Annotated in this window: 23 protein-coding genes; 8 read left to right on the top strand and 15 right to left on the bottom strand. The window is 61.9% G+C overall.

What is annotated here, in order from left to right; translation table 11 throughout:
• The first annotated feature begins 9 nt into the window (after nt 1-9).
• Together ACLH0I_RS16150 and ACLH0I_RS16145 are read left to right on the top strand one after the other, a co-directional pair.
• Complete coding sequence (locus ACLH0I_RS16150; RefSeq protein ID WP_411384749.1) at nt 10-3,762, top strand: M10 family metallopeptidase C-terminal domain-containing protein; 3,753 nt, start codon at nt 10-12, stop codon at nt 3,760-3,762.
• 216 nt (nt 3,763-3,978) lie between these two features.
• The gene (locus tag ACLH0I_RS16145) at nt 3,979-4,812 is read left to right on the top strand and encodes an oxidoreductase (RefSeq protein ID WP_411387517.1); all 834 of its coding nucleotides are present in this window, start codon (nt 3,979-3,981) and stop codon (nt 4,810-4,812) included.
• Between the two features lie 19 nt (nt 4,813-4,831).
• On the opposite strand, the gene ACLH0I_RS16140 is transcribed toward ACLH0I_RS16145, so the two are convergent.
• The 12 genes from ACLH0I_RS16140 to ACLH0I_RS16085 all read right to left on the bottom strand — a co-directional run bounded on the left by ACLH0I_RS16140 (nt 4,832) and on the right by ACLH0I_RS16085 (nt 14,371).
• Nucleotides 4,832-5,656 carry a DUF4198 domain-containing protein gene (locus ACLH0I_RS16140; protein ID WP_411384748.1) on the bottom strand — a complete coding sequence of 275 codons (825 nt, stop codon included), beginning with the start codon at nt 5,654-5,656 and terminating at the stop codon, nt 4,832-4,834.
• An 8-nt stretch (nt 5,657-5,664) separates the two neighbouring features.
• A complete protein-coding gene (locus tag ACLH0I_RS16135; protein WP_411384747.1) occupies nt 5,665-5,988 on the bottom strand; it encodes a hypothetical protein in 324 nt (107 codons plus the stop codon).
• A gap of 22 nt (nt 5,989-6,010) precedes the next feature.
• Nucleotides 6,011-6,811, bottom strand: coding sequence for a metal ABC transporter solute-binding protein, Zn/Mn family (locus ACLH0I_RS16130; RefSeq protein ID WP_411387516.1), 801 nt, complete (start codon nt 6,809-6,811; stop codon nt 6,011-6,013).
• Between the two features lie 182 nt (nt 6,812-6,993).
• A complete protein-coding gene (locus tag ACLH0I_RS16125; RefSeq protein ID WP_411384746.1) occupies nt 6,994-7,899 on the bottom strand; it encodes a metal ABC transporter permease in 906 nt (301 codons plus the stop codon).
• Nucleotides 7,896-8,576: a metal ABC transporter ATP-binding protein gene (locus ACLH0I_RS16120; protein ID WP_411384745.1), complete on the bottom strand. Its 681-nt coding sequence runs from the start codon at nt 8,574-8,576 to the stop codon at nt 7,896-7,898. The genes ACLH0I_RS16125 and ACLH0I_RS16120 overlap by 4 nt, the downstream gene beginning before the upstream one ends.
• 14 nt (nt 8,577-8,590) lie before the next feature.
• Nucleotides 8,591-9,523: a metal ABC transporter solute-binding protein, Zn/Mn family gene (locus ACLH0I_RS16115; RefSeq protein WP_411384744.1), complete on the bottom strand. Its 933-nt coding sequence runs from the start codon at nt 9,521-9,523 to the stop codon at nt 8,591-8,593.
• A complete protein-coding gene (locus ACLH0I_RS16110) occupies nt 9,520-10,254 on the bottom strand; it encodes a DUF6162 family protein (RefSeq protein WP_411384743.1) in 735 nt (244 codons plus the stop codon). The genes ACLH0I_RS16115 and ACLH0I_RS16110 overlap by 4 nt, the downstream gene beginning before the upstream one ends.
• Complete coding sequence (locus ACLH0I_RS16105; protein WP_207966907.1) at nt 10,254-10,742, bottom strand: DUF2214 family protein; 489 nt, start codon at nt 10,740-10,742, stop codon at nt 10,254-10,256. The genes ACLH0I_RS16110 and ACLH0I_RS16105 overlap by 1 nt, the downstream gene beginning before the upstream one ends.
• 36 nt (nt 10,743-10,778) lie before the next feature.
• Entirely contained in the window at nt 10,779-11,261 is a 483-nt protein-coding gene (locus ACLH0I_RS16100) for a DUF6644 family protein (protein WP_411384742.1), read from the bottom strand.
• Nucleotides 11,262-11,282: 21 nt separating this feature from the next.
• Complete coding sequence (locus tag ACLH0I_RS16095) at nt 11,283-12,779, bottom strand: alpha/beta hydrolase domain-containing protein (RefSeq protein WP_411384741.1); 1,497 nt, start codon at nt 12,777-12,779, stop codon at nt 11,283-11,285.
• A gap of 374 nt (nt 12,780-13,153) precedes the next feature.
• Nucleotides 13,154-13,918: a hypothetical protein gene (locus ACLH0I_RS16090; RefSeq protein ID WP_411384740.1), complete on the bottom strand. Its 765-nt coding sequence runs from the start codon at nt 13,916-13,918 to the stop codon at nt 13,154-13,156.
• A gap of 69 nt (nt 13,919-13,987) precedes the next feature.
• Nucleotides 13,988-14,371 (bottom strand): DUF6152 family protein, encoded by a 384-nt coding sequence (locus ACLH0I_RS16085; RefSeq protein WP_411384739.1) that lies wholly within the window; start codon nt 14,369-14,371, stop codon nt 13,988-13,990.
• A gap of 237 nt (nt 14,372-14,608) precedes the next feature.
• Here ACLH0I_RS16085 and ACLH0I_RS16080 point away from each other — a divergent pair, with 237 nt between their 5' ends.
• The 4 genes from ACLH0I_RS16080 (at nt 14,609) to ACLH0I_RS16065 (ending at nt 18,762) form a co-directional block, all read left to right on the top strand.
• Nucleotides 14,609-15,946, top strand: coding sequence for a hypothetical protein (locus tag ACLH0I_RS16080; protein ID WP_411384738.1), 1,338 nt, complete (start codon nt 14,609-14,611; stop codon nt 15,944-15,946).
• Between the two features lie 61 nt (nt 15,947-16,007).
• The gene (locus ACLH0I_RS16075) at nt 16,008-16,898 is read left to right on the top strand and encodes a hypothetical protein (protein WP_411384737.1); all 891 of its coding nucleotides are present in this window, start codon (nt 16,008-16,010) and stop codon (nt 16,896-16,898) included.
• Complete coding sequence (locus ACLH0I_RS16070) at nt 16,895-17,269, top strand: DUF6152 family protein (protein ID WP_411384736.1); 375 nt, start codon at nt 16,895-16,897, stop codon at nt 17,267-17,269. Before ACLH0I_RS16075 ends, ACLH0I_RS16070 begins: the two co-directional genes overlap by 4 nt.
• A complete protein-coding gene (locus tag ACLH0I_RS16065) occupies nt 17,266-18,762 on the top strand; it encodes an alpha/beta hydrolase domain-containing protein (RefSeq protein WP_411384735.1) in 1,497 nt (498 codons plus the stop codon). The genes ACLH0I_RS16070 and ACLH0I_RS16065 overlap by 4 nt, the downstream gene beginning before the upstream one ends.
• Nucleotides 18,763-18,801: 39 nt before the next feature.
• On the opposite strand, the gene ACLH0I_RS16060 is transcribed toward ACLH0I_RS16065, so the two are convergent.
• The 3 genes from ACLH0I_RS16060 to ACLH0I_RS16050 form a co-directional block, all read right to left on the bottom strand.
• Complete coding sequence (locus ACLH0I_RS16060) at nt 18,802-19,365, bottom strand: cytochrome b (RefSeq protein ID WP_186706733.1); 564 nt, start codon at nt 19,363-19,365, stop codon at nt 18,802-18,804.
• A gap of 97 nt (nt 19,366-19,462) precedes the next feature.
• Nucleotides 19,463-20,923 carry an aldehyde dehydrogenase family protein gene (locus tag ACLH0I_RS16055; protein ID WP_411384734.1) on the bottom strand — a complete coding sequence of 487 codons (1,461 nt, stop codon included), beginning with the start codon at nt 20,921-20,923 and terminating at the stop codon, nt 19,463-19,465.
• Nucleotides 20,924-20,962: 39 nt separating this feature from the next.
• Nucleotides 20,963-22,336, bottom strand: coding sequence for an aspartate aminotransferase family protein (locus ACLH0I_RS16050; protein ID WP_186706735.1), 1,374 nt, complete (start codon nt 22,334-22,336; stop codon nt 20,963-20,965).
• A 214-nt stretch (nt 22,337-22,550) separates the two neighbouring features.
• Between ACLH0I_RS16050 and ACLH0I_RS16045 the strand changes: the two genes are divergently transcribed.
• Complete coding sequence (locus tag ACLH0I_RS16045) at nt 22,551-23,519, top strand: helix-turn-helix domain-containing protein (RefSeq protein ID WP_250965291.1); 969 nt, start codon at nt 22,551-22,553, stop codon at nt 23,517-23,519.
• A 29-nt stretch (nt 23,520-23,548) separates the two neighbouring features.
• Complete coding sequence (locus tag ACLH0I_RS16040) at nt 23,549-24,289, top strand: IclR family transcriptional regulator (RefSeq protein ID WP_411384733.1); 741 nt, start codon at nt 23,549-23,551, stop codon at nt 24,287-24,289.
• The last annotated feature ends 61 nt before the right edge of the window (nt 24,290-24,350 follow it).

The following is a 24,350-nucleotide window of genomic DNA, read 5'->3' as shown; positions in this document are numbered from 1 at the left end:
AAGCTTCGCATGCCCAGCCCACTTGGTTACTCTTCTACTTGGTCCGCCATGCTGACCGGCAACGCGCAGGTTGACAGCTTGCTGGTCGGTACCTATTGGATGGGCACAGCAGGGGCCACGTCCCTGACCCTGTCGTACAGCTTCATGACGACCAGTTCATTTTTCGCCGCCGACTACAGCATTGATAATGAATATGAGGCCGGCTACATCCTGACGTCAGCCCAGCAGAATAGTATCGTCAGCGCGCTCGGCATGTGGAGTGCGGTCGCCAATATCAAGTTCACCCAGGTCGGCGAATCCTCTATCAATGTGGGGGACCTGCGCTTCGGCGGCTATCAGGGCATGGACAACGACACCGCTGCCTGGGCTTATTTTCCTGATGAAACCCCCAGTGCCGGTGATGTCTGGATCGGGCCAGTCACGAACAGTCCGACCCCCGTCAAGGGCACTTATGACTATCTGGTCTTTGTTCATGAGATCGGCCATGCGCTGGGCCTCAAACATCCATTCTCCCAGAGCCTGTCGAACCCGACGGTGCTTGCCCCACAGTTCGATGATGTCCGCTACACGGTCATGAGCTATGACGCCGCGTATTCCTACCAGCCAACCACGCCCATGTTGCTGGATATCGCTGCAATCCAGAGCCTCTACGGTGCAAACACTCAGTGGCAAGCGGGGAACAACTCGTATAGCTGGGCGGCGGGACAGTCAGTTTTCGAGACTATTTGGGACGCTGGTGGTACCGACTCAATCGATGCCTTCAATCAGCAGGAAGCAGTCCGCATCAACTTGAACGAAGGCCAGTTCAGCAAAATCGGCCAAGCATTCACGGACCTCTCTACCCAGGCGGCTTTCAATGAAGGGTTGGCGATCGCTTACGGCGCCAAGATCGAAAACGCATTCGGCTCGGCCAATGGCGACACGCTGATTGGCAATGCACTGGCCAACGTCCTGAACGGTCGCGCCGGCAAAGATACGATGATCGGGGGGGCAGGCAACGACACTTACGTCGTCGATGAGTCCGGTGACGTGGTCCAGGAAAGCAGCACCCTGGTCAGCGAAACCGACACTGTCATCTCGGCAGTCAATTACACCCTAGGGGCTAACATCGAGGTCCTGACGCTGAGCGCAAGCGCCAATCTCAACGGCACGGGTAACACGTTGAACAACCGCATCAACGGCAATGCCGGTGCCAATACCCTGGATGGTGGCAGCGGTATCGACACCCTTGCAGGCGGTGTCGGCAATGACACCTACGTGGTCGACAATCTCAAGGATGTCGTCACCGAAACCACCACCCTGGCCAGTGAAATCGATACCGTGCGCTCTTCGGTGAACTGGACGCTGGGCGCCAACCTGGAAAACCTCACCCTGACCGGTGCTGCCCAGATCAGTGGCACCGGCAACGCCCTGAACAATGTGCTGACCGGCAACGCCGGCAACAACGTGTTGAACGGTGGCGCCGGGCGGGACACGCTGATCGGTGGCGCGGGGAATGACGCCTATACGCTTGATCAGGTCGCTGAGCTGGCCTTGGTCCAGGAGGCTGTCGATCAGGGCCGCGACAGTCTGACCCTCACTTATGCGGCGAATGCATCGAGCAGCGTCGTTGACTTGAATCTCAGCAATTTGCGCAACGTGGAAAGCGTCATTCTGAGCGGTGCCGGGGCGTTCACCGTGATCGGTAACGGCCTGAGCAACAGCCTGATTGGCAATGCCTCGGCGAACAACCTTCAGGGCGGGGCGGGCAACGATAACCTCGATGGCGGCGCGGGTGCCGATACCTTGAGTGGCGGCACCGGAAACGACATCTATACGGTCGATGACATCAAGGATGTCATCAGCGAAACCAGTACCCTGGCCGGTGAAGTCGATACCGTGCGTACGTCGGTCAACTGGAGCCTGGGCGCCAATCTGGAAAACCTCACGCTGACCGGCAGCGCCAACCTCAATGGCAGTGGCAGCGCCCTGGGCAACGTGATGACCGGCAATGCTGGCAACAACGCGCTGAGCGGTGGCTCTGGCAACGACACCCTGGACGGCGGCAGCGGTATTGATACGCTTATTGGCGGCGTCGGCAACGATACCTATGTAATCGACAACCTCAAGGACGTCATTAACGAAACCACTCTCCTGAGCAGTGAAATCGACACCGTACGTTCTTCGGTCAACTGGAGCCTGGGCGCTAACCTGGAAAATCTCACGCTGACGGGTACTGCCCATCTCAACGGCACCGGCAATGCCTTGGGCAACGTGCTGATCGGCAACGCCGGTAACAATGTGTTGAGCGGCGGCGCGGGCAACGACACATTGGATGGTGGCAGCGGTATCGACACCCTTGCAGGCGGTGTCGGCAATGACACCTACGTGGTCGACAATCTCAAGGATGTCGTCACCGAAACCACCATCCTGGCCAGTGAAATCGATACCGTGCGCTCTTCGGTGAACTGGACGCTGGGCGCCAACCTGGAAAACCTCACCCTGACCGGTGCTGCCCAGATCAGTGGCACCGGCAACGCCCTGAACAATGTGCTGACCGGCAACGCCGGCAACAACGTGTTGAACGGTGGCGCCGGGCGGGACACGCTGATCGGTGGCGCGGGGAATGACGCCTATACGCTTGATCAGGTCGCTGAGCTGGCCTTGGTCCAGGAGGCTGTCGATCAGGGCCGCGACAGTCTGACCCTCACTTATGCGGCGAATGCATCGAGCAGCGTCGTTGACTTGAATCTCAGCAATTTGCGCAACGTGGAAAGCGTCATTCTGAGCGGTGCCGGGGCGTTCACCGTGATCGGTAACGGCCTGAGCAACAGCCTGATTGGCAATGCCTCGGCGAACAACCTTCAGGGCGGGGCGGGCAACGATAACCTCGATGGCGGCGCGGGTGCCGATACCTTGAGTGGCGGCACCGGAAACGACATCTATACGGTCGATGACATCAAGGATGTCATCAGCGAAACCAGCACCCTGGCCGGTGAAATCGATACCGTGCGTACGTCGGTCAACTGGAGCCTGGGCGCCAATCTGGAAAACCTCACGCTGACCGGCAGCGCCAACCTCAATGGCAGTGGCAATGCCTCGGACAACGTGATGACCGGCAATGCTGGCAACAACGCGCTGAGCGGTGGCTCTGGCAACGACACACTGGATGGCGGCAGCGGTATCGATACGCTTATTGGCGGTGTCGGCAATGACATCTATGTGATTGACAGCGCTTGGGATGTCGTCAGGGAAACCTCCACGCTGGTCAACGAAATCGATACGGTGGTCTCGTCTGTGACCTGGTTCCTGGATGACAATCTGGAAAACCTCACGCTGACAGGTACTGCCTTCATAGGTCTTGGAAACAACCTGGACAACGTGCTGATCGGCAACGCCAGAGATAACTCGCTGAGCGGTGGTGAGGGCAATGACACACTGATCGGCGGTCTGGGCGGTGACGACCTCAGCGGCGGAGCCGGAGCCGATCGATTTGTCTTTAACACGCTGAGTGACCTGGGCATGGATTTTGACCGTGACTCCATTTCCGACTTCAGTAGCCTGCAGGGCGACAAGCTGGATCTGTCGAAACTCGATGCCAATCTCCTGACTGCCTTTGCCGATACCTTCAGCTTTATCGATTCGAATGATTTCACCGCAGCAGGACAACTGCGCTTCGTCGACCAGGTGCTGTACGGCAACGTCAATGGTGAGTTGGGGGCGGATTTTGAGATCCAGCTGACGGGCGTCAACACGCTTAATGCCAACGATCTGATCGCTTGATGAAGCGGTTTCGGGCCCTGTGGAAAAGAGGGCCCTTGATCGCTGAGTGCGGCGCCTGATCTTATTAATGTCGACCAACATCAAAAACATTGACTGTTACGATTATGATCATCATCATAAGCCTGCCAGTCGATGAAGCGCGCTGATGTCGGATCCTTGGACACCACAGTTGCGATCTTCTGACCGGATACCTCGATAACCGGAAGGAAACTCATGATGATCAACAAACCCGTGGCGTTGGTGACTGGTGCTTCATCCGGCATCGGAGAAGCCATCGCCCATAAGCTCGTTGCGGCAGGCTACAACGTCTATGGCACCAGCCGGCGAGGCGCGCGCGCCGGCCAGCAGGGCTTTCCACTGCTAATGCTGGACGTCACCGACGATGCCAGCGTCGAAGCGGCCATCCAGGAGCTGTTTCGATTGGAGGGGCGGATCGATCTGCTGGTCAATAACGCCGGCTTCGGCATTGCGCCCGCAGCGGCGGAAGAGAGCTCAATCGAGCAGGCCAAGGCCCTTTTCGATACCAACTTTCTCGGCATCGTACGCACGACTCGCGCGGTGGTGCCGCATATGCGACGCCAGGGTGTCGGACGCATCATCAACATTGGCTCCATCCTCGGCGTCGTGCCTGTTCCTTATGCCGCGCTCTATTCGGCCAGCAAGCATGCAGTGGAAGGTTATTCCCAGGCGCTGGATCACGAGTTGCGTACACACGGCATCAGGGTCACGGTGGTCGAGCCCGGCTATACCAAGACCCAATTCGAGAACAACAACCTCCAGCCCGACGCCAAGCTCGACGTGTACGAGGACATTCGGATAAAAGTGACCAAAGTGGTGAACCAGGCCATGGCGACCGCCGACGGTCCCGACGTGGTGGCCAATGTGGTGCTCCAGGCCGCGCGCGCCGCACGGCCGAAGTTGCGCTATACCGCTGGCAAGGCGGCTGGTCAGTTGCAGTTCCTGCGCAGCTTTGCTCCGGCGCGCTTGCTGGACTCGGGTATCCGCAAGGCGCTGCAGCTCGAAACCAAATGGCCGTCCCAGGCACACTGAGGCCCCTGAGCGGGCCTGGTCACTTCATGTCCCTGGCTTGCACCCACAGCACTGCGTCTTGCGACAGGGGTTTGCCCTTGTGGGTTTTCGTCGCGCCGATGTCGAGCGCCGCAATGCCCCACCAGCCGGCCCGGGGCAGGCCAATGGTCACGATGCCTTGGGCGTCCGAGTATGTGCTCAGGGCTTTGAATGAAGCCTGGGGCGCCATGACATAGTCTTGCTGGCCAAAGGCGTTTTTCTCGAGATCAACGGAATGGTTGACGTACTCGATTTCGACTTCGGCGAACGGCACAGGCTTGCCGTCGGCGAGCACCACGGCGCGGAACACACCGCCCGTCCAGTTGGCGTAAGGCTTGTTCAATGGCTGGATCTCAACCGGCAGCCCTTGTGGTTCTGCCCAGTTACTGGGGACGCCGCCGACGTTCACGATCAATTTGGTGAACTGTTGGATGTACACGTCTTCCTCGGTTTCCAGGTAGGGCTCGGGTTCGAGTACGAAGATATGGTCACCCAGTGAACGCACCACCTCTCGCGGAATCGAGGCACGATAGGCCGTCGTTCGGTTGTCGCGACTCTGCCACTCGACGGGGCGCAAGTACTGGCGCAGGTCGATTTTTTCCGCGCCGTGGGCGCTGGTGTGGCTAAAGGACCGAGGTGCACCCATGTCCATGGTGGGGCCGCCCGAGAACGGATGAGTGAACACCAGCGCGAACTCGAGTTTTTCCGCGCGCTGCAGTGCCGTTTCTTCGAGGTAGAGCATCTGGAAATGGGCCTGGGCAGCGCCCGTCAAGCCAGTGAATGTCGTAGCGGCCAGGGCTTGGAGCAGTTTTCGTTTGAACGTCATGGTCGTTTTTACCTTGAAATGTCGGAAGACTGAATCGTGATTTCATGGCCGGTTCCGCCGAAGAACACCACGGAGTAATTCCCGGCGGGGGGCTGGAAGGTATAGGTGTTGCCTTTGTCGATCTCACCTTGGAGCAACACCTTGTTGCTCGGGTCCTGGACATGGATCTGTCTTCCGACGGCCGAGCTGCCATCGGTGAAGCCGGCCTCGCACGCCACCCGGCCATCGCCCTCGATAAAGCAATCGAAGACGGGGCCGTGGGCGAAGGCTGCGTGGCAGACCAGTAGAGCGCCTGCCATCGGTATCCGCAGTGCTGAATTCATGAGTTTCATAACGTCTCGCCGTCAAGATCGATCAATGGGGAGGCGACTGACCTTCGCCCTTCGTGTTGTCGTTGCCAGTCGCGGCGAAGGCCGCCAGCAAGGCTTCCAGGTTCGAGCCCAGGAGTGCTTCGTATCCGTTGGCCGTGTCGGCGAGCATTCCCGGGTTGCCCGTATCGAGTATCAGCAGCCGTGCGCCGCCGTCCTCGATGGCCTTGGCAATCCTGGCTTCCGGTGCCCATTTGTGGACCACCACGTGGATGTCACGCTCACGCAGGTATTGGGTCAGTGCGGCGCGGTCGGCGTCGCTCCAGTCGATGTCCTGCCGAACGAACCAACCGTCGACAAAGACGCCGAACTCGCCGAACAGGTAGATGAACTCATTGGCCAGCGACAGCACGCGCAGATCCGGTACCGCCGTCAGCCGGGCACCGTAGGCGGCCTTGAGCCGGCGCAAACGGCTTTCGAGCGCGGCGAGGTTGTGCTCTATGCGCGGCGCATCGGCAGGGGCCAGTCGTGCCAGATCGGCGGCGATCAACGCCGACATGCGCATGGCATTGACGGGGCCGAGCCAGGCGTACGGCGATGGGCCCTGATCCACATCGCTCGCGGCGGCCCAGGGCACGTCGTTCGCTGGTGCTCGGGTCGCAGCCACGCCGGGCTTGATGCTGTCCCATGAGCGCGAGGCATCGATCTCGACGATCCGCAGGTTGTGGCGGCGTGCTGTCGCGTACAGCGGATCCGCGCGCCAGAGACTGCTGAGGGTGACCACGGCTTCGGCCTGTTGGAACACCGCAGCGTCGAGGCGCGACAACGCGTTGGCCTGGCTTTCCATGGGCACGGCCACGTCCACCGGAACGCGGACGACCTCCAGGGTCGTGCCGGCGCTGAGTGCGGATGTGAGCGCATAGACGGCAGGCAATGCGACCAGCACTTGCTGCCTGCCGGTATCGGCAAAGGCCGAACACGAGAGGCCCAGCAGCAGCGCCAACCAGGACCCGTATAACCCCTTCCTGTTCATACGCTGGCCCCCCTGAACCGGGACGCAGTGGCGCGCATGACGGTGGTGACGACGAACACCAGGGCGGCAACGATCACGATGGCGCCGCCCGTCGGTACGGGAATGTGGAATTGCATCGGCGCCAGGATGCCCACCACGCAGGAGAAGGTCGCAATCAGAATGGCGCGCGCGACCAGACCCGGCAGCGAACGGCTGATGTTGCGTGCTGCCGCGGCCGGTATGAGCAGCAGGGCTTCGACGAGTACGGCACCAATGATTTTCAGGCAAGCGACCGTCACCAGGGTGACCAGCACGACAAACACATACTCGACGCTTCGCACCGGCACGCCGCGGGCGTGGGCCAGGGTTGGGTTGAGGCTGGCCAACAGCATGCCGTTGTACAGCGGCAACCCCAGCAGCGCACACAGTGCCGTGACGCCAAGCAGCACATTCATGTCGATGTGGTCCACCGCGAGGATGGAACCGAACAGCACGCTTTCCATCACGTGGGTGTTGATCTTGGCCGAGACGAACAGCAGCAGTGAGGCCCCGACCGCCAGGGAGATGGACAGGAACACGCCGATCAGCGTGTCATTGGCCAGCGTGGTGCGATGCTGCGTGTACTTCAACGTCAGGGCAAACAGCAAGCAGAAGCCGAACATCGAGAAGTAGGGGGATGTATAGGATTCGCCGATCAGCACGCCAATGGCGACACCGGTCATCGCCGCATTGCCGACGGACTGACTGAAGAACGCCATGCGCTTGATCATCACCATCGAACCCAGCACGCCCAGCAGCGGGCCGATCAGCACGGCACAGAGCAGTGCATTGATCACGAACTCGTACTCGAACGGCTGCGGCAGCAGGCCACTGGCGGCGAGCGCCTGCAGGTGGTTGCGAATGGAGTCGTACAGGGCGTTCATTGGCTCCCCTCCAGCGAATACGCGATCTGGTCGGGTGCACCATGGAACAGCACTCGCCGGTTGATGACGGTCACCGATTGGGCGATGCGCCGGACCTGTTCCAGGTCATGGTTGATCCACAGGATGGTGACGCCTCGACCGTGCAACTCGGCCACCAGCGCCTCCACCAGCTGCACGCCGGGTTCGTCGATGCCAGCGGTCGGTTCGTCGAGGATCAACAGCCAGGGCGCCGGGCTGATCGCCTGGGCCAGCAGCACGCGCTGGCGCTGGCCACCGGACAGGCTGCCAAAGGGCTTGGCGCCCATGCCTGCCACGCCGGTACGCGCCAAGGCCTCGGCATGGGTCGCCTTGGCGGATCGGTTCGAGCCCAGGAAGGCCGGCCGGCGTTGGCCGAGCAGGGCCATGAGATCGCTGACCGTCATCGGCACGTTGCGGTCGAGGTCCGGCAATTGCGGGACATAGCCCATGGGTGTCGTCACCTCCCCCTCGAAGCGGACCGTTCCCGTATGCGGCATCTGGCCCAGCAGCGTGCGCACCAGTGACGTCTTGCCGCCGCCGTTGGGGCCGACGAGGCAGTGCAGGGCACCGGCTTCCACCCGAAAACTGACGTCGTCGAGCACTTGCGTACCGCCCAGTTGCAGGCAGATGTTATCGAACACGATGGCGGGACCGCGCATGACCTGTTCCTCTTTCATCGCTGCGTAAACTCAATGGCTTCGGCCAAGGTCTCGAGGTTTTCGCGCATCGCCACCTCGAACTCGTCCGCGCTGTAGGTATCGCCGGTTATGTGCGACAGCGCGAAGACCTTCACGCCGGTCGCGGCTTCAATAGGTTTGGCGAGGTCGAGCGAGAAGTTTTTCTCGGCAAACAGCACCCGCACATTGGCCTTCTTGATCGCATCGACGGTGTTGGCCAACTGGCGCGCGGTCGGCGCGACGCCGTGACGAGGCTCGATCACGGCGCTCACGAACAGGCCGAACTCCTGCATCATGTAGTCGTAGCCGGCATGGGTGGTCGCGCAGCGGAACGCTGACAGATCCAGAGCGGCGAAGCGGGTCATGAAACCGGCCCGTAATGCTCGGATGCGTGCGGCATAGGCGAGGGCGTTGTGTCGATACGTCGCAGCGTTGCCCGGGTCCAGCTCCCCCAACCGGCGAGCGATTTCGAAGACCTGCTGTATCGCTGCGGTGGTGGAGACGAACGTGTGCGGATTGACCACCTTGGCACCGCCCTGGTCACCGCCGATGGGAATCAGGGCCACCGAGGCATTGGCCTGGATGATCGGCAGCGTCGTTCCCCGACCGGCCGCCTTGACGATCTGAGAGGCCCATTCATCGTGGCCGATGCCGTTGACGACCAGAGCATCGAGCGTCATCGCCCGGGTGATGTCGTCCGGCTGCGGCTGATAGTTGTGCGGATTCGCTTGCGCCGGGATGAGCGCCACGACCTCGGCCCGATCACCGACGATATTCGCCACGAAGCTGTAGTAGGGGTGCAAGGTGACGCCGATCTTGAGCTTTTTGCCCAGGGGCACAGTCGGGCTGGCGAGTGCGATGGCGGGGATCAGCATCAGCAGCGCAAGGCAACGGCGCCATATCGCGCGGTGCTTCGGAGAAACGGTCATGGCTGGTTTCCTTTTACGCGTTCGACTTCACTGGCGCCGTCATAAGGGATGACTTGGCGCCAACCTTTGCCGACCAGCGATTCGGGCTTGACGATGCCGGGGTAGGGCGCGTTCGGGTCGGGGTGGACCCAGATCGTCGCCTGGTTGGCCCACATGACGCCGGCATGGGCGTGGCCAATGACGAGCAAGTAGGCGCTCTGGCCGGGCATGCGGCCGGCGGCACCGTAGTAGACCGTGGCGCCCTGGCCCTGGGTGGCTTGCGACACCTCGCTGGTGGCCGGGGCCGGCGCGTCGTCCTCGTGCCCGTCGTCGGAACCGGCATGGGGCAGATGGCCGCCAGGCAGGATCAACTGCCAATGGACTTGGCCGTTGGTCTTCCAGAAGGCGTCGCGGTAGAAGGGGGGCAGCCAAATTTCCTGGGCACGTTCCAGGGTGATCCAACCGCCGGTGTCGTTGTTGTTCCAGATGATTTCTTCCCCGGCAGGTAGCAGGGCGCTGTGGATGGCCTGGTCGACCGCACCCAGCCCATCGAAGGAACGCACTTGCCAGCCCAAGGGTATCGGCGGGCCGGGGTGCTTTGGGCGCAGCAGCACATAGCCTGTCACGCTGGCGATGATTGCCAGGGCCGCCAGCAGCAGGGCCAGCGATTCCCAGCGGCCGGAAGCCGGGCGCACGACCTTGGTCGCGCCGTTGGCGTCAGCGCCGGGCCAGGTTCGCGACAGGCGAGCCATCAGACAAACCCGATCCAGCGCCCGAGGCCGATCACGCACGCCCACAGCGCCAACGAGCAGAAACCTGCCACGCGGGCCTGGCCGGGGGGCGGCAGGATCGTGTCCCATTCGTCGATCCGCCGATAGGCGCCCAGGTGGAAGATTGCCATGTTGAGGCCCGCCAGCAGCAACAGGCCCATCTTCCACCAGAACACGCTGTTCTGCGCATAGGTGGTGGCATTGGAGGCAAACATGAGCAGGCCGGTGATCACACAGGCTGCGAAGGCAACCCAGGTGTAGGGCAACAATTCCTGGATCAGCCGGAGCGCGCTTCGACGATGGGAGGCGATGCCGAGCAGGCGCAAGTCGACGACGGCGATGGTCCCGAACACAAGGGCGATGCCGATCACATGCACCGACTCCAGGTTTGGAAAAATCGAGCCCGACTCTCTGATCCGGGCCGCGACCGTGGTGTCCTCGAGGGCTTGCAATATCGATTGGATGTCCATGGCGAATACCTGAAAAAAACATTGAAAACGCTGGGATCAGTAGGCAATCCAGCGACCGCAGAAGATCACGACGCACCACAGGACAATCGACAGCCAGGCCAAAACCCTGATGGGCGGCTTTTCGTCGTCGCTTGGTGCGGGGTCGACAGTGCGCAGCAACGGACGCCGGACCAACCAGGTCAGCGTGAACACGGCGATGACCAGAAACATCTTCAGCCAGAACGTTGTGTTGACTAGCACGCGGTCGGGCTCGCCAATGACCATGACCAATCCGCTGAGGAGCAGGACGATGAGGGCGGCGCGCATCCACGGGTAGTAGCGGCGCACAACGCCACCCATGGGCTCATCGGTGGCGAATACGCCGGCGAGCCTGAGGTCGGAGATGACCGCGGCGCCGAAGATCACCGCGATGGCGACGATATGAACGCTCTGGACAGTGGGCACGACCCAGAACATGTCCCTGATGGCTGTGCTTAGCGGTGACGCGTAGATCCAGGCGATGATGAGTTCTGATGACATCTGCTTTGCTTCCGCGTTGGGTTAGAAGTCTTGAGGTTTCGCGATCGGACGCAGGCCCGTTGCATCTTCCGGAAGGAGAAAGCCTTGCTTGATCGAGAGATCCTTGGCGTCTTCGAACGCCTGTTCGTAGCGGCTGAAACTTCCATAGCGCTGGCCAAGCACGTCCTTGGAATAGGGCACCTTGGTGTCGTAGATCAGGCCGCAGCCGGTCTCCTGGTCCGTGAGGTAGGTCGCACTGGGCACCTGGACCCACGGCGGGCGCACACCCCCTTGCAGGTTGCCGGTGGCGGGGTCGCGTACGGCGACGTTGCCCTCGCGCACGACTCGCGGGGCCTTCGGCATGGCTTTGCCTTTGCGCACCCATTGGTCCATGCCATCGAGGAGGGCCGAGACGACCAGTTCCGCCGGCTCGTCGTACAGCGTCCGGCACCGTGGATCGTCGCCTTTGCCGACGTCGGCAGCGAACAGTTCGGTATGTTCCGTGCCGAGGTCGGCCAGCCGCAGATGGGGCATGCCGGTCACTTCGTAATAGCGAAGCTGCGGACTGTCGGTGTCCGGCGGCAGGTCGATGCCTTCGATGACGTCATGCATCAGTTCGGATTGGCTGTAGACGGTCACGAACGGCACGCCATCGGGCATTTGCCGAGGCAGCCGGATGACGTCGCCGCCCACCTCGCCATAGGCCATGCGTCCCGTCATGTAGGCATCGATCAACGGCCGAGCGTCGGGCATGCGCCATTGCTGGTGCCGGCCCTGGTCGAGGTAGTCCATCCAGACCTGCGCGGTCACCGCCCAGCTGTTGACGTAGACGCGTTGCACATTCAGGCCTGCCAACGGGCCCTGCGCGGCATTGGTTTTGAGCAGCAACGCCAGCTGCGCCGCGATCCCTTGTGACTGGGGCACGAACGGGTCGGGGCCTTCGCCACGGGTGAACCGCTGCGGGTCGTAGTAGGTACCCAGCGGCGCATAGCGGGCATAGTCGAAGCGGCGCATGAACTCGAAGTTCACGATCTGTCCGTACTGGGCAATTTGCTCCGCTTCGGCGGCCGGGGTGTCCGAGATGAACTTGGGATCGACGGCCGGCTTGTTCATGTTCAACGTGTAGCCCACGTACGCGTAGCCACGTCGCAGCAAGTAGTCGCGGGTCAGGATCCATCCGGCGCCACGTTCGCCAAACCAACTGAACGGCTCGATCACCACGGTGCCGTTGAACCGCGCCGGGTCCGCCGGTTTACGTACCAGGATGCGCGTGGTGTAGGGCGCCTCGAAGAGGGTTTTGCCTGCGGCGGTAATCGCCGGGGCGACGCCTTGCAGGTAAAACTCCTCCTCGACGTAGCCGTACTTGTCGAGATCGCTGTGTTCCGTGCCTGGCCGTTTCGCCGACGACAGCGGTGGCTCGCTGGAAGGTGGCATGGCAATGGCCGTGGGCATGCGCGGCACCTCGGCAAACGCGTTCGAGCCAAGGATCAGCGACAGCAGGACGCCGGGCAGCGTCGGCCGCAGGAGGCTGGTGGTCATCGGTCGTTCCATCCGGTCATCTCCAAAGGAGCAAAATCAGTCTGGTTTGGGGGCGCTGCGCACCCCAGCGGGAGCAAGCTCCCTCGCCACGGTTTTGTGTGTGGCTGGGCGGTGTGGAGCAATCCGATTCCATGATGTTGCCCTCTCACTGGTGGTAAACATCGCCTCTTGTGGCTGGGCGGTGTGGAGCAATCCGATTCCATGATGTTGCCCTCTCACTGGTGGTAAACATCGCCTCTTGTGGCTGGGCGGTGTGGAGTAATCAGTTCCATGATGTTGCCCACTCATTCGTGGCAAACACCGCCCTTTGTGGTGAGGGAGCTTGCTCCCGCTGGGCTGCGCAGCAGCCCCAACACTGGCCTCGCGGCAGGGCTTCACTCACGGCTGAGGGACGCCTTGCCCTCGCTGTCGATCACGATCTGGTTGTTCTCGCAAACGTATTCTTGAATGGCGTAGTTGGAGCGCTTGTAGTCGAAGGTGAAGCGATACGGGGTGTTGAGCATTTGCGGATCCTCGATCATCACCTGGTTTTCCAGGTGGTCCGGGCCCTTTAGCCTGATGCGCTCGGTGATCGTCATCGCCTCACTGTGGGGAACGTCATAAAACGTCACGTCGGTTCGCACACGTTGCGTCTCCACCACGAGGGTGTCGCCCTCCCAATGGCCGCGGGAATGACCCTGGTACTTGGGGTCGAGCTTCTCTTTGGGCGGCATGGCTTGGTCCAGGAGAATCCGGCGCACCTGCTGGAGGTACTCGCCGAGGACAATCACCTGCTTGTCATCGTGAATGATCTGGATCGGAAACAGCGCCGCCATCATCGTCGGCATGCCTTCGGGCAGGCACCGGGAACTTGTCGTGGCCAAGGGCGTGCCGGCTTCGTTCGCGGCGGCTTGTTTCTTTTTCAGCGCGGCGTATTCGCGGGCATAGGGTTCCTTCAGGTCCATCGGGCCGCCTGGGTGCACCGGATCGTCCGGGTTCTCACCGAACCAGTCGTCCGGGGTTCTTTCCCAGGTGCCACTGATGTCCGGGCGAGTGTTGTTCTGGGTTTTCGAGGTGGCTGCGTTGCACACCCCGGCGACCGTCACGAGGACGACGCCGAGGAAGATCGTTGTTGCGCTCAAGGTTCGTGTCGGTTTCATTGAAACGTCTCCACGCTGCTGGCTGGCTTGTTCGGTTTGGTTCCGTGGTCATCAGGCGAGGGAGTTCCCCTATCCGCCGCCCGTGAGCACGACGTCACCGATCCTGATCTCCACGAGCAGTCCGCCCGGGTCACCGTTTTTCAGCGGCCTGAAGGACACCTCGGCGCTCTCGCCGGCCTTGATCGAGTCTGCGCTCCAGCCCGCACGCTGCAACGCGTTGACGCTGCCCGTCTCGATCTTGAAACGCTGGGCCGGTGGGCCGGGCGTATCGAGGTAAATCGTGATGTGCGGATTGGTCCAGGCAAAGCGCTCGACCACGCCCTTGACCGTGACCGTCTTGGTCTGGTCGAACAGCGCGAATGAATGGTGGGCAGTGGCCAGGGACGGCAGGGCACTGCAGGCGACGATGGTCAGCAGGCAAAGCCCCTGACGTAACAGCGGTATTGGGGTCATGACGGGTGCCTCGTTCTTATGCGTTCTTATGGCCCCAGCATAGGGCGCACGCACGGGCAGGCCGTAGCCCAAAACGGCAACCGTTCAAGCCTCTGGACATGTTTTTCAGCGGGGAGAAATAGCGCCAAGGAAATGGGTGGCCAACCCCGTGCACATGCTGATTTGGGCTACCGCATGGGCGAGCCGAATCGGAACACTCATGACTCGCCTCATAAATATAAAAACAGGAGAGACGTCATGCGCACCCCCCGTTACGCTCCATTGCTTTCGCTGGTTGCCGTCTGCGCGTTCGAGCCGCAGGCACAGGGCTACGAGTTGTACAACGACAACGAAGGTGGGACCGTCCTTAACGCCGAGTTTTGGGCGGGATTTGGCTGGTTCGGCAGTAGCAAGAACTACCTCGGCGACCCGCAGCGGGAGCCCGGCACCATGCGATGGCAGGAAGGGTTCGCCAAATATGGTCTCAGCGGCACGACGGATCAGATCGCCGCCGGCTCGATCTACGGCGGGTTCAGCCTGATCAGTACGGGGTCATGGGGCGACGGCGACGCAGGAGCGATCACCGCCGGAAACGAAAGAGAAACCGCAGTGGAAGATGCCTACCTGGGCTGGAAGTCAGGTGACCTGATTCCGGCGTTGGGCACGGACGGCGTTGATTTTTCTTTTGGCCGACAGATCGTGACGGTGGACGGCTTTCTGATCACCGATGATGGGTTCGCCCCGGGGAACGCTTTCAACCCCATCGAGGGCGTAGCGGATGGCCGGTTCAATCGCGGCGGTGCCTTTTACCTCGGCCCGCGGTTGGCGTTCGGGAATACGGCAGTCTTGAAGCTGGGCGGCACGCAGGGCCTGCATGGCAGCTTGATCTGGTTGAAGTCGGATAATCCCGGGCAGTCCAAGACCGAAGTGGCGGCCGCCACCGTCGACTACACGACGCCCATCGGCTCGATCGGTTCAACGTACGTGCGTGGCCTGGATGTCGAAGAGCGATACGTCTTTGGCGATCGGGGTGAACGCAAGGGCATGGACATCTACAGCATTCGTGGCCAGGGCAATGCCGGCATCGAGAACGCCGATTTCGCGTTCGAAGTGGCGCGCCAGGAAAAACGCTCGGGGTCGCAGCGGGCGATGTTCTTCGACGCGGGCTACACCTTCGCCGATGCCAAATGGCAACCGACGGTGAGCTATCGCTATACCCGCTATTCCGAGGGCTGGGACTTCCTGTTCCAAGGCGGTTTTCGCAAACGCTACCAAGGTGAAGTCGCGGTGAATTACGCCGGTTCAGTGACTTCGAACATGCAGATCCATGATGTGTTGCTCTCGGTCATGCCGACCGACAAGTTGACGCTTAACGCGATGGCCTTCGACTACCACCAGCTTTCCCGGCGTGGGGAGCAGGACTTCAGCGCACGTGAGGTCGACTTCTTCCTGGACTGGATGGTGACGGACAACATCACGCTCTCGCCCCTCATCGGCTTCTACAAGCCCGAGAAGTGGCTCGGCAACGGTGGCAACCAGAGTGGGAGCGCATCGACGAATACCTACTTCCAGCTCATCGCCTGGGTGAGCTTCTGAGCGGCCATCCATGCCGCCAAACATCCTCAGCACTACCAACGTGTAGAAAAAGACGCAGGTCATGCCTATGAAAACGCTCCCCCTTGTTCACGCAGTGATCGCGCTGCTGGCTATCCTGGCCGCATCCGCGAATCCCTTGTTCGCCATCGCCGCAACGCCCCCCGCAACGTCCAGCGCGGCCAAGCCGAAAGCCGGACTGCCCGACCTCAGCGGTCTGTGGATGCCAGTGGGGAGCTCCGTAGACCCCCTCGTCAACAGCACCGGTGCCGATAACCCCGATACCAATGTCGGCCCTCCGTTCGGCACCACGCCGGAACTCAAGGGGGTCTATCTCGAGAGCGCCAGGAAACGCGCTGAAGCGCTCGCCAAAGTGGGCAGTGAATTCAAGACGTCGTGCAAGGTGCTGGGCATGCCAACGAACATGGTCGGGCCTTACGCCGTAGAGATCATACAGACGCCGACACAAATAAATTGGGCGCAAGAGTTCCTGCGCGAGACGCGGCGCATTTACCTCGATGGGCGCGCCCACCCCAATCCCGAGGAAGCGCCCTCGACGTTCGAGGGCCATTCGGTCGCACGCTGGGAGGAAAATGTGTTGGTCGTCGAGACGACCCATATCCGGCAGGAGACCACGTTGGGTGAGTATGGGCATGCCGACGACGCGCTCGGCCACGGTCCGCGCATGATTATCAAAGAGCGGATCTTCATCAATGACGAAGGCTTGCTGCAGGTGGACGGCAGGGTCGAAGACCCGGATGCGCTGGTCAAGCCATGGCAGTGGGCGCCGCTGACTTTCCGCCGTGCGCCCAAGGGGGTCGAGTTCATGGAGTTTGTCTGCGAGGACAGCAATAACGAGTCGATCGATCCGGTGACGGGCGCGGAAATCACGACGATTCCCGAGCGTCGCAACCTGAACCAAGCGAACAACAAAAATCAAGGAGACACGAAGTGAATCTCAAATCCATGCTGTTCGGCTTGGCGCTCCTGGGTTCGGCAGCACCGGCTGCGCTTGCCCACCACTCCTACTCAGCCTTCGACATGTCGAAGCTCGTCGCGATTGCCGGCACAGTCAGTGAGGTGCAGTTTAGAAATCCTCACGTTTGGTTATTCATCGATGTACTGGCCGGGGACAAGACTGAGACCTGGGCGATCGAGGCCGGCGGCCCGAATATCCTGATGCGTCAGGGCTGGATGGCCAATACGCTCAAGCCGGGCGATAAGGTCGACCTGCAACTCGCGCCGATGAGGGACGAGACGAAGACAGGTGGCGCCCTCCAGGCGCTACGGTTGCCCAATGGGAAAACCATCGGGACGTGGAAATGAAGCCCATGGGCGAGGTTTGGTCGCCCAGGCTGTCCGTGGCGGCGTCGCTTGTGCTGACGATGGCCGCGCCCGTCGGCGCGCAAACGCCCTCCATGCCGCAATTCTCTTTGGTGCCGCCCAGCGGCCGCTTGCCTCTCGCGTCTGCGTCAAGGCACGGCACGGAGTATGTCGACCTCGAGGGGGGCGGGTATGTGGAGGAGGAATACTACTTGCTGGGGCTCGCGCCGGCGATCACCGCTTCTGGCGAACAGGTGTTCGACGCGCCCTACGTGACGCGCTTCCTTATCCGCAAACCCAAGGACCCTGGACGCTTCAACGGCACGGTTGTGCTGGAGCCGTTCAGTTGGATGGGCGAGCGCGGCGCGGGCTGGATCTTCACCCGCAACTACCTGATGCGCAAGGGCTACGCATTTGTCGGCTATACGCTCAGCATCAATCGACCGGCTAACGATCCCAAGACGCTGGATTGGGATCCTGAGCCCCGCAACCTGAATCTGGACTTCATGCGACGCTACGACTACAAGCGCTACGCACCGCTCGGCAGCTACTACGACAGCGATCGGTTTCGACGCGGCAGCGGTCCCGATCAGTACCCGCCCCAGGCGCAGGGCATTGCGGCGCAATTGGCCTTGCTGCTCAAGTCAAACCACGGTCCCACCCAGGGGCTCGACGTCAAGCGTATCTATGTCAACACCTGGGCAATCAATGGGCAGCTCTGGCTCGATTACCTCGATCAGGGCCGGCATCAGCAGTGGCGCATGCCGGACGGTAAACCGCTGATCGACGCCTATATGACCGGGCACATTGTGTATGGCGACCTGGGTGGCGAGGTGCTCAGGGTTCCGCGCAAGCTCCCTGAGGATGCGCCTTTCGTGACGGTCTACAGCCAGGCCGAGGTGGTCCACGATGCCCGCCAGGAGATCGCGCTCCCGCCAGATACCGACCAACCGAAGTTGCGTTATTACGAGGTCACAGGCATGCCCCATCTGCGCCTCGCCGATCAGGGTACCGAGGGGACAGAGCCGCACCCGGCCGACGGCGACAAGCGCAACGATCCGCGCTGCCAGTTTCTGTATGACGAGCCGGTGGAGACGGTTGTGTCCGCGATCCTTGACGCGATGGATCGCTGGGTGCGTGACGGCACGCCGATGCCCAAGGCCGAGCGGGTCGCTCGTGAGGGGAAGGGCGTTGCCCGCGACCCGCAGACGGGCAACATGCTGGGCGGTGTGCGTCCGCCGTGGATCAAGGTGCCAAGCGCCACCTACCTGACCGACCAGGAGACCGGCTGCGGTTCGGCCTACGACACGAAGGTGCCCTATTCCGGGCAGCAGATGAAGGCGTTGTATGGCAGTCATGCCAATTATGCGAGTCGTTTCGAAGCCGCCAAACAACAGGCGATCAAGGAGGGCTATTTGCTGCCGGAGGATGCGGTGCTCGTCAAGCCAGTCGCTTTACCGGCGGACTTTACCGGACCTCTGCGGTCCGAGCCATAAGTGAAGGCGTTGGCGTTTTTCGCCAACGCCTCAATCAAGTCACAGCATGCGGCGCAGGACATCGTTTCGAGGGTCGCGGTCATAAAACCGGTGCTTGAGGGCGCCGGCGACGTGCACCAGGATCAGGCCGAGCAGGGTATAGGCGAGCACTTTGTGCAGCCACTGGAAAACGACGAACCAGTCGTCATTCTTGCCCAGCAGCTCCGGAAGGTTCACCCCAAAGAAAAACACGCCGTCGCTCATCGTGTAGGTGCTCGACATCGAGTAGCCCATCAACGGCACGATCACCAGTAGTGCGTACAGCGTGCGGTGCGCAAGTCGCGAGGAAACCCGCTCATAGCGAGCCAGCGTCTCCGGCGGTTGCGGCAGCCTGGCCGTTTTCACCCTCAGGGCGATCTGGACCAGGACCACCAGGAATGCCAGCACCCCAAAGGATTTGTGCCACGGGTAGTAGAGCTCATATTTGCTCGCCACTTCGTCATCGAGCCCCGTCATGTGCCAGCCCGCCCAGAGGAGGCCGGCGATGAGCACGGCGCGCACCCAGTGCAAAATCCGCAGGGACGTCGGATACCGATCAATTATTGTTTGATTTGCCGGATTCATCGCGGTCTCTCCATCCATCATCAAGGCATCGAAATGCGCGGTTGAACGGCCACCCTCTACGGCACAGCGGCTTGGAAGGTGGCCGGGTCAATGCGGGTTATTTTGAGCTGGGCAGCAGTACGGTAATGACCTTTTCCTCGGTGTAGGCCAGCGCGCCGCTGAATCCGCCTTCTCGGCCGATGCCGCTGGCCTTGACGCCGCCCCAGGGCAGGTTGGCGTCCAGTGGGCTCCAGCAGTTGATGCCTACGGCACCGGCCTTGATTGCCGCCGCGACGCGGTGCGCTCGCGCCAGGTCGCTGGTCCAGACCGTGGCCGCGAGGCCGTAGGAGGAGTCGTTGGCCAAGGCAATCGCCTCATCCTCGCTGTCGAACGTGATCACCGTGCCGACGGGGCCGAAGATCTCATCCCGGGCGATCGCCATGTCATTGCGGGCGTTGGCGAAGATTGTCGGCCGGACAAACCAGCCTTGTTCAGGGGTCGATACACCGCCGGCCAGCAGGGTCGCACCTTGGTCGATGCCCAATTGGATGTAACGGTTGACGCGATCCAATTGCGCTTTCTTGGCCACCGGCCCCATCTGCACGCCCGGTTGGCGAGGGTCGCCCACCTTGACGGCGCGCGCGGCATCGGCCAGCGCGGCGGCGAAGCGATCGGCGAGATTGCGTTGGACCAGGATGCGTGAGCCGGCCGCGCAGACCTGGCCCTGGTTGGCGAACAGGCCGAGGGTGCAGCCGAACAGCGCATCGTCGAAGGAGGCATCGTCGAAGACGATCTGCGGGCTCTTGCCGCCCAGCTCCAGGGCCACGCGCTTGAACAGCACGCCGGCGGTGCGCTGGATCTCGCGGCCGGCTTCAGGGCTGCCGGTGAAGCTGATCTTGTCGACATGTGGGTGTTCGCACAGGGCACGACCCACCTCGTTGCCGTAGCCGGTCACGACGTTGATCACGCCGTCAGGGAAACCCGCTTCCTGGGCCAGCGTCGCCAGGTGCAAGGCCGACTGGGGTGTCTCTTCCGACGGTTTGATGACCACGGTGCAGCCCGCCGCCAGCAGAGCGGCGAGCTTCCAGACGGTGATCATCAGCGGTGAATTCCAGGGAACGATGGCGCCGACCACCCCCACGGGTTCCCGCACCGTGTATGAAAGGGACTGGGTGCCGAAGTAGCCGCCGGAGGGAATGGTCCGTCCCTCGAGCTGGTTGGCCCAGCCGGCGGAGGCGCGCAGGTTGGCGACCGCATTGGGCACGTCCAGCCGGCGTGGCTCGATCGGCGAGCGACCGATGGCGTCGGCGTCCATATCGGCCAGCACGTCGGTGTCGCGCTCCACCAGGTCAGCCAGTTTCGACAGCAGTCGAGCGCGCTGGGCGCCGTCAAGCTGGCTCCAGGCGCCACGTTCGAGCTGGTTGCGTGCGGCCGCCACGGCACGGTCGACGTCTTCAGCGGTGCCTTGGGCGCAGCTGCCGTAGACTTGTTCTGTGACCGGGTTGACCAGGTTGATGCGGCGCCCGTCGGAGGCTTCGAAGGACGTACCGGCGATGAAGTGTTTTAAGTGCTTAGTCATTTTTGGAGTCCATGGGGTGATGGGCAGCGTTGAGACATCTCACGCCTCGAGGGCGTCCAGGGCGTCGCCGAAGATGTCCAGTGCCTTGAAGAACAGCGCCCGTGAAATCGTCAGCGAAGGCATGACCCGCATCACGTTGCTGTAGCGCCCGCAGGGAATCATCAGCACGCCGTGGCTGAGCAGGTAACCCATGAGCTGGCCGATCTTTTCCGGTGCCAGTGGCGCCTTGGTGGTCGGGTCCGAGACCAGCTCGATGCCGATCATCAGGCCGCGACCGCGTACCTCGCCGACCAGCGGGCTGCCGAAGCCACGGATACGTTCCTGCGCTTCCAGCCCCAGTGTGTGGGCGCGGTTGAGCAGATCGAGCTCCGGGTCCTGGAGGATGCTGATGTTGGTCAATGCCACTGCCGCGGACAACGAGTTGGCGGCGAAGGTGTTGGGCATCGATCCGTCAGGAATCGCCGCCGCCAGGTCCGAACGCATGATCAGGCCGGCCATGGGCAAGTCGCTGCCGATGCCCTTGCCGAACGTGAGCATGTCGGGCTTCACGCCGGAATGCTCGACCGCCCACATCTTGCCGGTACGCCCCGCACCGGACTGCACTTCATCGACGATCAGCAGTGCGCCGCTGCGGTCGCAGGCCTTGCGCAGCAGTTGCAGGAATTCTGGCGAGGGGGGCACGTAGCCACCTTCGCCTTGCACCGGCTCCACGATCACGGCAGCCACGTCGTCGGCGGCGGTGTAGGGGGTGTTCAGCAGGTAATCCACGTACTCACCGGCGATCTGCTCGGCGCTTTTGTGGGTGGTGTCGAAGGGGAAGCGATAGGCATAAGGGTAGGGCGCGTGAATGACGCCACCCATCTGGGCACCGTAGCCCTTGCGGTAAGCCGTGCCTGTGGTGAGCGCGCCGGACGCGTTCCACACACCGTGGTAGCCACCGTGGAAGGCGATGATCTGGTGCCGCCCGGTGACGCGCTTGGCGAACTTGATGGCCGCCTCCAGCGCATCGCTACCGCTTTGGGTGAAAAACGTGATGCAGTCGCCGCGCAAGCCGTCGGGTGCGATCTCGGAGAGCTTGGCGGCCAATTCGGTGCGCCGGGTGCTGTTGACTTCCAGGGCGTGCATCAGCACTTCGGACTGTTCGCGAATGGCCTGCACCACCTTCGGATGGCAGCGACCCACGCTGCTGACGCCCACGCCTGCGGACAGGTCGATGTAGGTATTGCCGTCGGCGTCCTTGAAGGTCGCGCCGAACGCCCGGTCCATGGCCACCGGCATGCGTCCGCCGCCGCGGGCCATCGACTCGGTACGCGCCGACAGCGCCAGGGCCTCGGTGGTCTTGGGGCCGGGGATGGTAGAGGTTATCCGCGGGGCATCCGCGAAATGGAGGGATTCAAGTTTGGCTTCACTCATGACGGTCTCTCAGGATGTCGGTTTCAGTGTCTCGATCATCCTCGTGGCCCGATCCTGGCCGGTAGCCCGAATCGGCACATTGGGAGGCTGCGGCGTACCTTCCTTTCGAAGATCTGGCGTTCCTGAAAGAAAATTTGCAGAATTCTCTTAATGTGAGAATATCGATCGTGAAGGCGATCTAAAAACAAGAATATTGGCCGAGGCTTTCGTCATCATGAAAAACCTGAACATCAGCCACTTCCACGACATCCATGTCCACGCCGCCACCGTCCAGGAGTGGAGCCAGGACTACAATCAGCTGACCGCTGGTTCGGCTGAGAGCTCACTGATCCAGTTGACGACGCCGCGTTGCCACGTCTTTCGCGAGCAGATCAACCAGCGTGTCGTGCAGCACGGCGTGGCTCCTCGGGGCAAGATGTGCTTCGCCGTACCGATCACCGTCCCGGGTACGATCCGGATGCAGGGGCGGGAAGTGGACGACAGCAGCCTGTTCTTTCTTCATGGTGGCGAGGAATTCATGTTCCACATGCCGATGGGCATGGAGCTGCTGGCGATCACCTTCGAGCGTGAGTTGTTCGAGCAAGCGTTGGCGCAAACCGCGTCGGCCAAGGAAATCGCTCAGTTGCTACGCCAGCCGGTGATCAGGCTTTCCACCCAACGCTACGCCGAGGCTCGCCGTCGAATGCTGGCGGCGTTCTCCCAGGCGCTCTTGAGCGAAGAACTCGACAACGCACAAGACCGGGAAATGGCACTGGAGCAGACCATGCTCGACGAATTGCTCCAGTTGATGACCGACCCCGCCTGCGACAAGCACCAGCGCGCGCCCAGCTCCACGCGCAGTTACATTGTCGAAAAATGTCACCGCCTGGCGACCGCGCAATCGAACAACGTGCCCAGCGTGGATGAGTTGTGCCAGCGACTCCAGGTGAGTCGCCGTACCGTGCAGAACAGCTTCCGTTCGGTGACCGAGACGACGCCGGTCAATTACCTGCGCTCCGTAAGGCTCAACGGCGTGCGCCGAACCTTGATGTCCACCCCAGCGGCGCATCTCTCCATTGGCGATGCCGCGGCCCAGTGGGGCTTCTTTCACCTCAGCCATTTTGCGGCCGAGTACCAGGCGCTGTTCGCGGAGTTGCCCTCCCAGACCACGCGCGCTGCCATCGGCGGTTGTGCGCTTGCTTGAGCATTGGCCTGCACAAGGACGTAGAAAAGATGAATAGCCTTCGCCGCCTGCTCAGGGTCTTCGACTTGTTTCGCCCTGAGCGGCCGGTCATCGATGTGGACGTCATTTGCCGGGAGCTCGGATACACGCCTGCCACCGCCTATCGTTATCTGCGCGAACTCGGCGACGCGGGTTTCTTGAAGCGATTACCGCGGGGCTATGCGCTCGGCCCACGTATCGTCACGCTGGAGCATCAGATGACCCGCTACGATCCATTGCTGGCCTGCAGCCGGGGCCTGGTCGACAAACTGGTGGCCGACACCGGCCTGGATGCGCTGGTCAGTGAATGGCATGGTGACTCGGTGGTCAATGTGCTGATCCAGCGGGGCTCCGACGCCGGCCCGGAGGGGGGCGACCGGGGACGGCCGATCGATCTTTTTCACAGCGCGACCGCTCGGGTCGTATTGGCCTATTTGCTGCCGCGCCAGATTCGCCGCATCTACGACTTCCACGCCAATCCCGCGCAAGTGCTGCATCAGGAACTGGAGTGGAAGCCGTTCACTAAAGGGCTGCTCGCCATCCGCAAACAGGGCTATTGCATCAGCGAAAGCGAGCTGCACCCGGGACGCAGTGGCGTCGCGGCACCGATCTTCGACGAAAAACGCCGAGTCCTCGGGAGCATGACCCTGGTGGGGCGCAGCGAGCGGTTCCGAGCGTTTCAGCAGGACTACCTGTGCGACCTGGTCACCGGCGCGGCGTCGCAACTGACGGCGCGTATTGCCCTGCAGTGAAGTGAGAGGGGCCACACGCCCTCATGTCTGTCAGTTAAGCGAAACAAAGGCGGGCAATAAC

It is taken from the genome of Pseudomonas sp. MPB03 (assembly GCF_046605385.1).
GTDB lineage: Bacteria > Pseudomonadota > Gammaproteobacteria > Pseudomonadales > Pseudomonadaceae > Aquipseudomonas > Aquipseudomonas zanjanensis.
The sequence above is the reverse complement of the archived record's forward strand: the minus strand, read 5'-3'. Positions and strand labels throughout refer to the sequence as shown.

Excerpts from the sequence above, each read along its gene's own strand:
- ACLH0I_RS16150 (WP_411384749.1), top strand. The coding sequence starts at position 10 with ATGCCCAGCCCACTTGGTTACTCTTCTACTTGGTCCGCCATGCTGACC.
- ACLH0I_RS16145 (WP_411387517.1), top strand. The coding sequence starts at position 3,979 with ATGATCAACAAACCCGTGGCGTTGGTGACTGGTGCTTCATCCGGCATC.
- ACLH0I_RS16140 (WP_411384748.1), bottom strand. The coding sequence starts at position 5,656 with ATGACGTTCAAACGAAAACTGCTCCAAGCCCTGGCCGCTACGACATTC.
- ACLH0I_RS16135 (WP_411384747.1), bottom strand. The coding sequence starts at position 5,988 with ATGAAACTCATGAATTCAGCACTGCGGATACCGATGGCAGGCGCTCTA.
- ACLH0I_RS16130 (WP_411387516.1), bottom strand. The coding sequence starts at position 6,811 with ATGGAAAGCCAGGCCAACGCGTTGTCGCGCCTCGACGCTGCGGTGTTC.
- ACLH0I_RS16125 (WP_411384746.1), bottom strand. The coding sequence starts at position 7,899 with ATGAACGCCCTGTACGACTCCATTCGCAACCACCTGCAGGCGCTCGCC.
- ACLH0I_RS16120 (WP_411384745.1), bottom strand. The coding sequence starts at position 8,576 with ATGCGCGGTCCCGCCATCGTGTTCGATAACATCTGCCTGCAACTGGGC.
- ACLH0I_RS16115 (WP_411384744.1), bottom strand. The coding sequence starts at position 9,523 with ATGACCGTTTCTCCGAAGCACCGCGCGATATGGCGCCGTTGCCTTGCG.
- ACLH0I_RS16110 (WP_411384743.1), bottom strand. The coding sequence starts at position 10,254 with ATGGCTCGCCTGTCGCGAACCTGGCCCGGCGCTGACGCCAACGGCGCG.
- ACLH0I_RS16105 (WP_207966907.1), bottom strand. The coding sequence starts at position 10,742 with ATGGACATCCAATCGATATTGCAAGCCCTCGAGGACACCACGGTCGCG.
- ACLH0I_RS16100 (WP_411384742.1), bottom strand. The coding sequence starts at position 11,261 with ATGTCATCAGAACTCATCATCGCCTGGATCTACGCGTCACCGCTAAGC.
- ACLH0I_RS16095 (WP_411384741.1), bottom strand. The coding sequence starts at position 12,779 with ATGACCACCAGCCTCCTGCGGCCGACGCTGCCCGGCGTCCTGCTGTCG.
- ACLH0I_RS16090 (WP_411384740.1), bottom strand. The coding sequence starts at position 13,918 with ATGAAACCGACACGAACCTTGAGCGCAACAACGATCTTCCTCGGCGTC.
- ACLH0I_RS16085 (WP_411384739.1), bottom strand. The coding sequence starts at position 14,371 with ATGACCCCAATACCGCTGTTACGTCAGGGGCTTTGCCTGCTGACCATC.
- ACLH0I_RS16080 (WP_411384738.1), top strand. The coding sequence starts at position 14,609 with ATGCGCACCCCCCGTTACGCTCCATTGCTTTCGCTGGTTGCCGTCTGC.
- ACLH0I_RS16075 (WP_411384737.1), top strand. The coding sequence starts at position 16,008 with ATGCCTATGAAAACGCTCCCCCTTGTTCACGCAGTGATCGCGCTGCTG.
- ACLH0I_RS16065 (WP_411384735.1), top strand. The coding sequence starts at position 17,266 with ATGAAGCCCATGGGCGAGGTTTGGTCGCCCAGGCTGTCCGTGGCGGCG.
- ACLH0I_RS16060 (WP_186706733.1), bottom strand. The coding sequence starts at position 19,365 with ATGAATCCGGCAAATCAAACAATAATTGATCGGTATCCGACGTCCCTG.
- ACLH0I_RS16055 (WP_411384734.1), bottom strand. The coding sequence starts at position 20,923 with ATGACTAAGCACTTAAAACACTTCATCGCCGGTACGTCCTTCGAAGCC.
- ACLH0I_RS16050 (WP_186706735.1), bottom strand. The coding sequence starts at position 22,336 with ATGAGTGAAGCCAAACTTGAATCCCTCCATTTCGCGGATGCCCCGCGG.
- ACLH0I_RS16045 (WP_250965291.1), top strand. The coding sequence starts at position 22,551 with ATGAAAAACCTGAACATCAGCCACTTCCACGACATCCATGTCCACGCC.
- ACLH0I_RS16040 (WP_411384733.1), top strand. The coding sequence starts at position 23,549 with ATGAATAGCCTTCGCCGCCTGCTCAGGGTCTTCGACTTGTTTCGCCCT.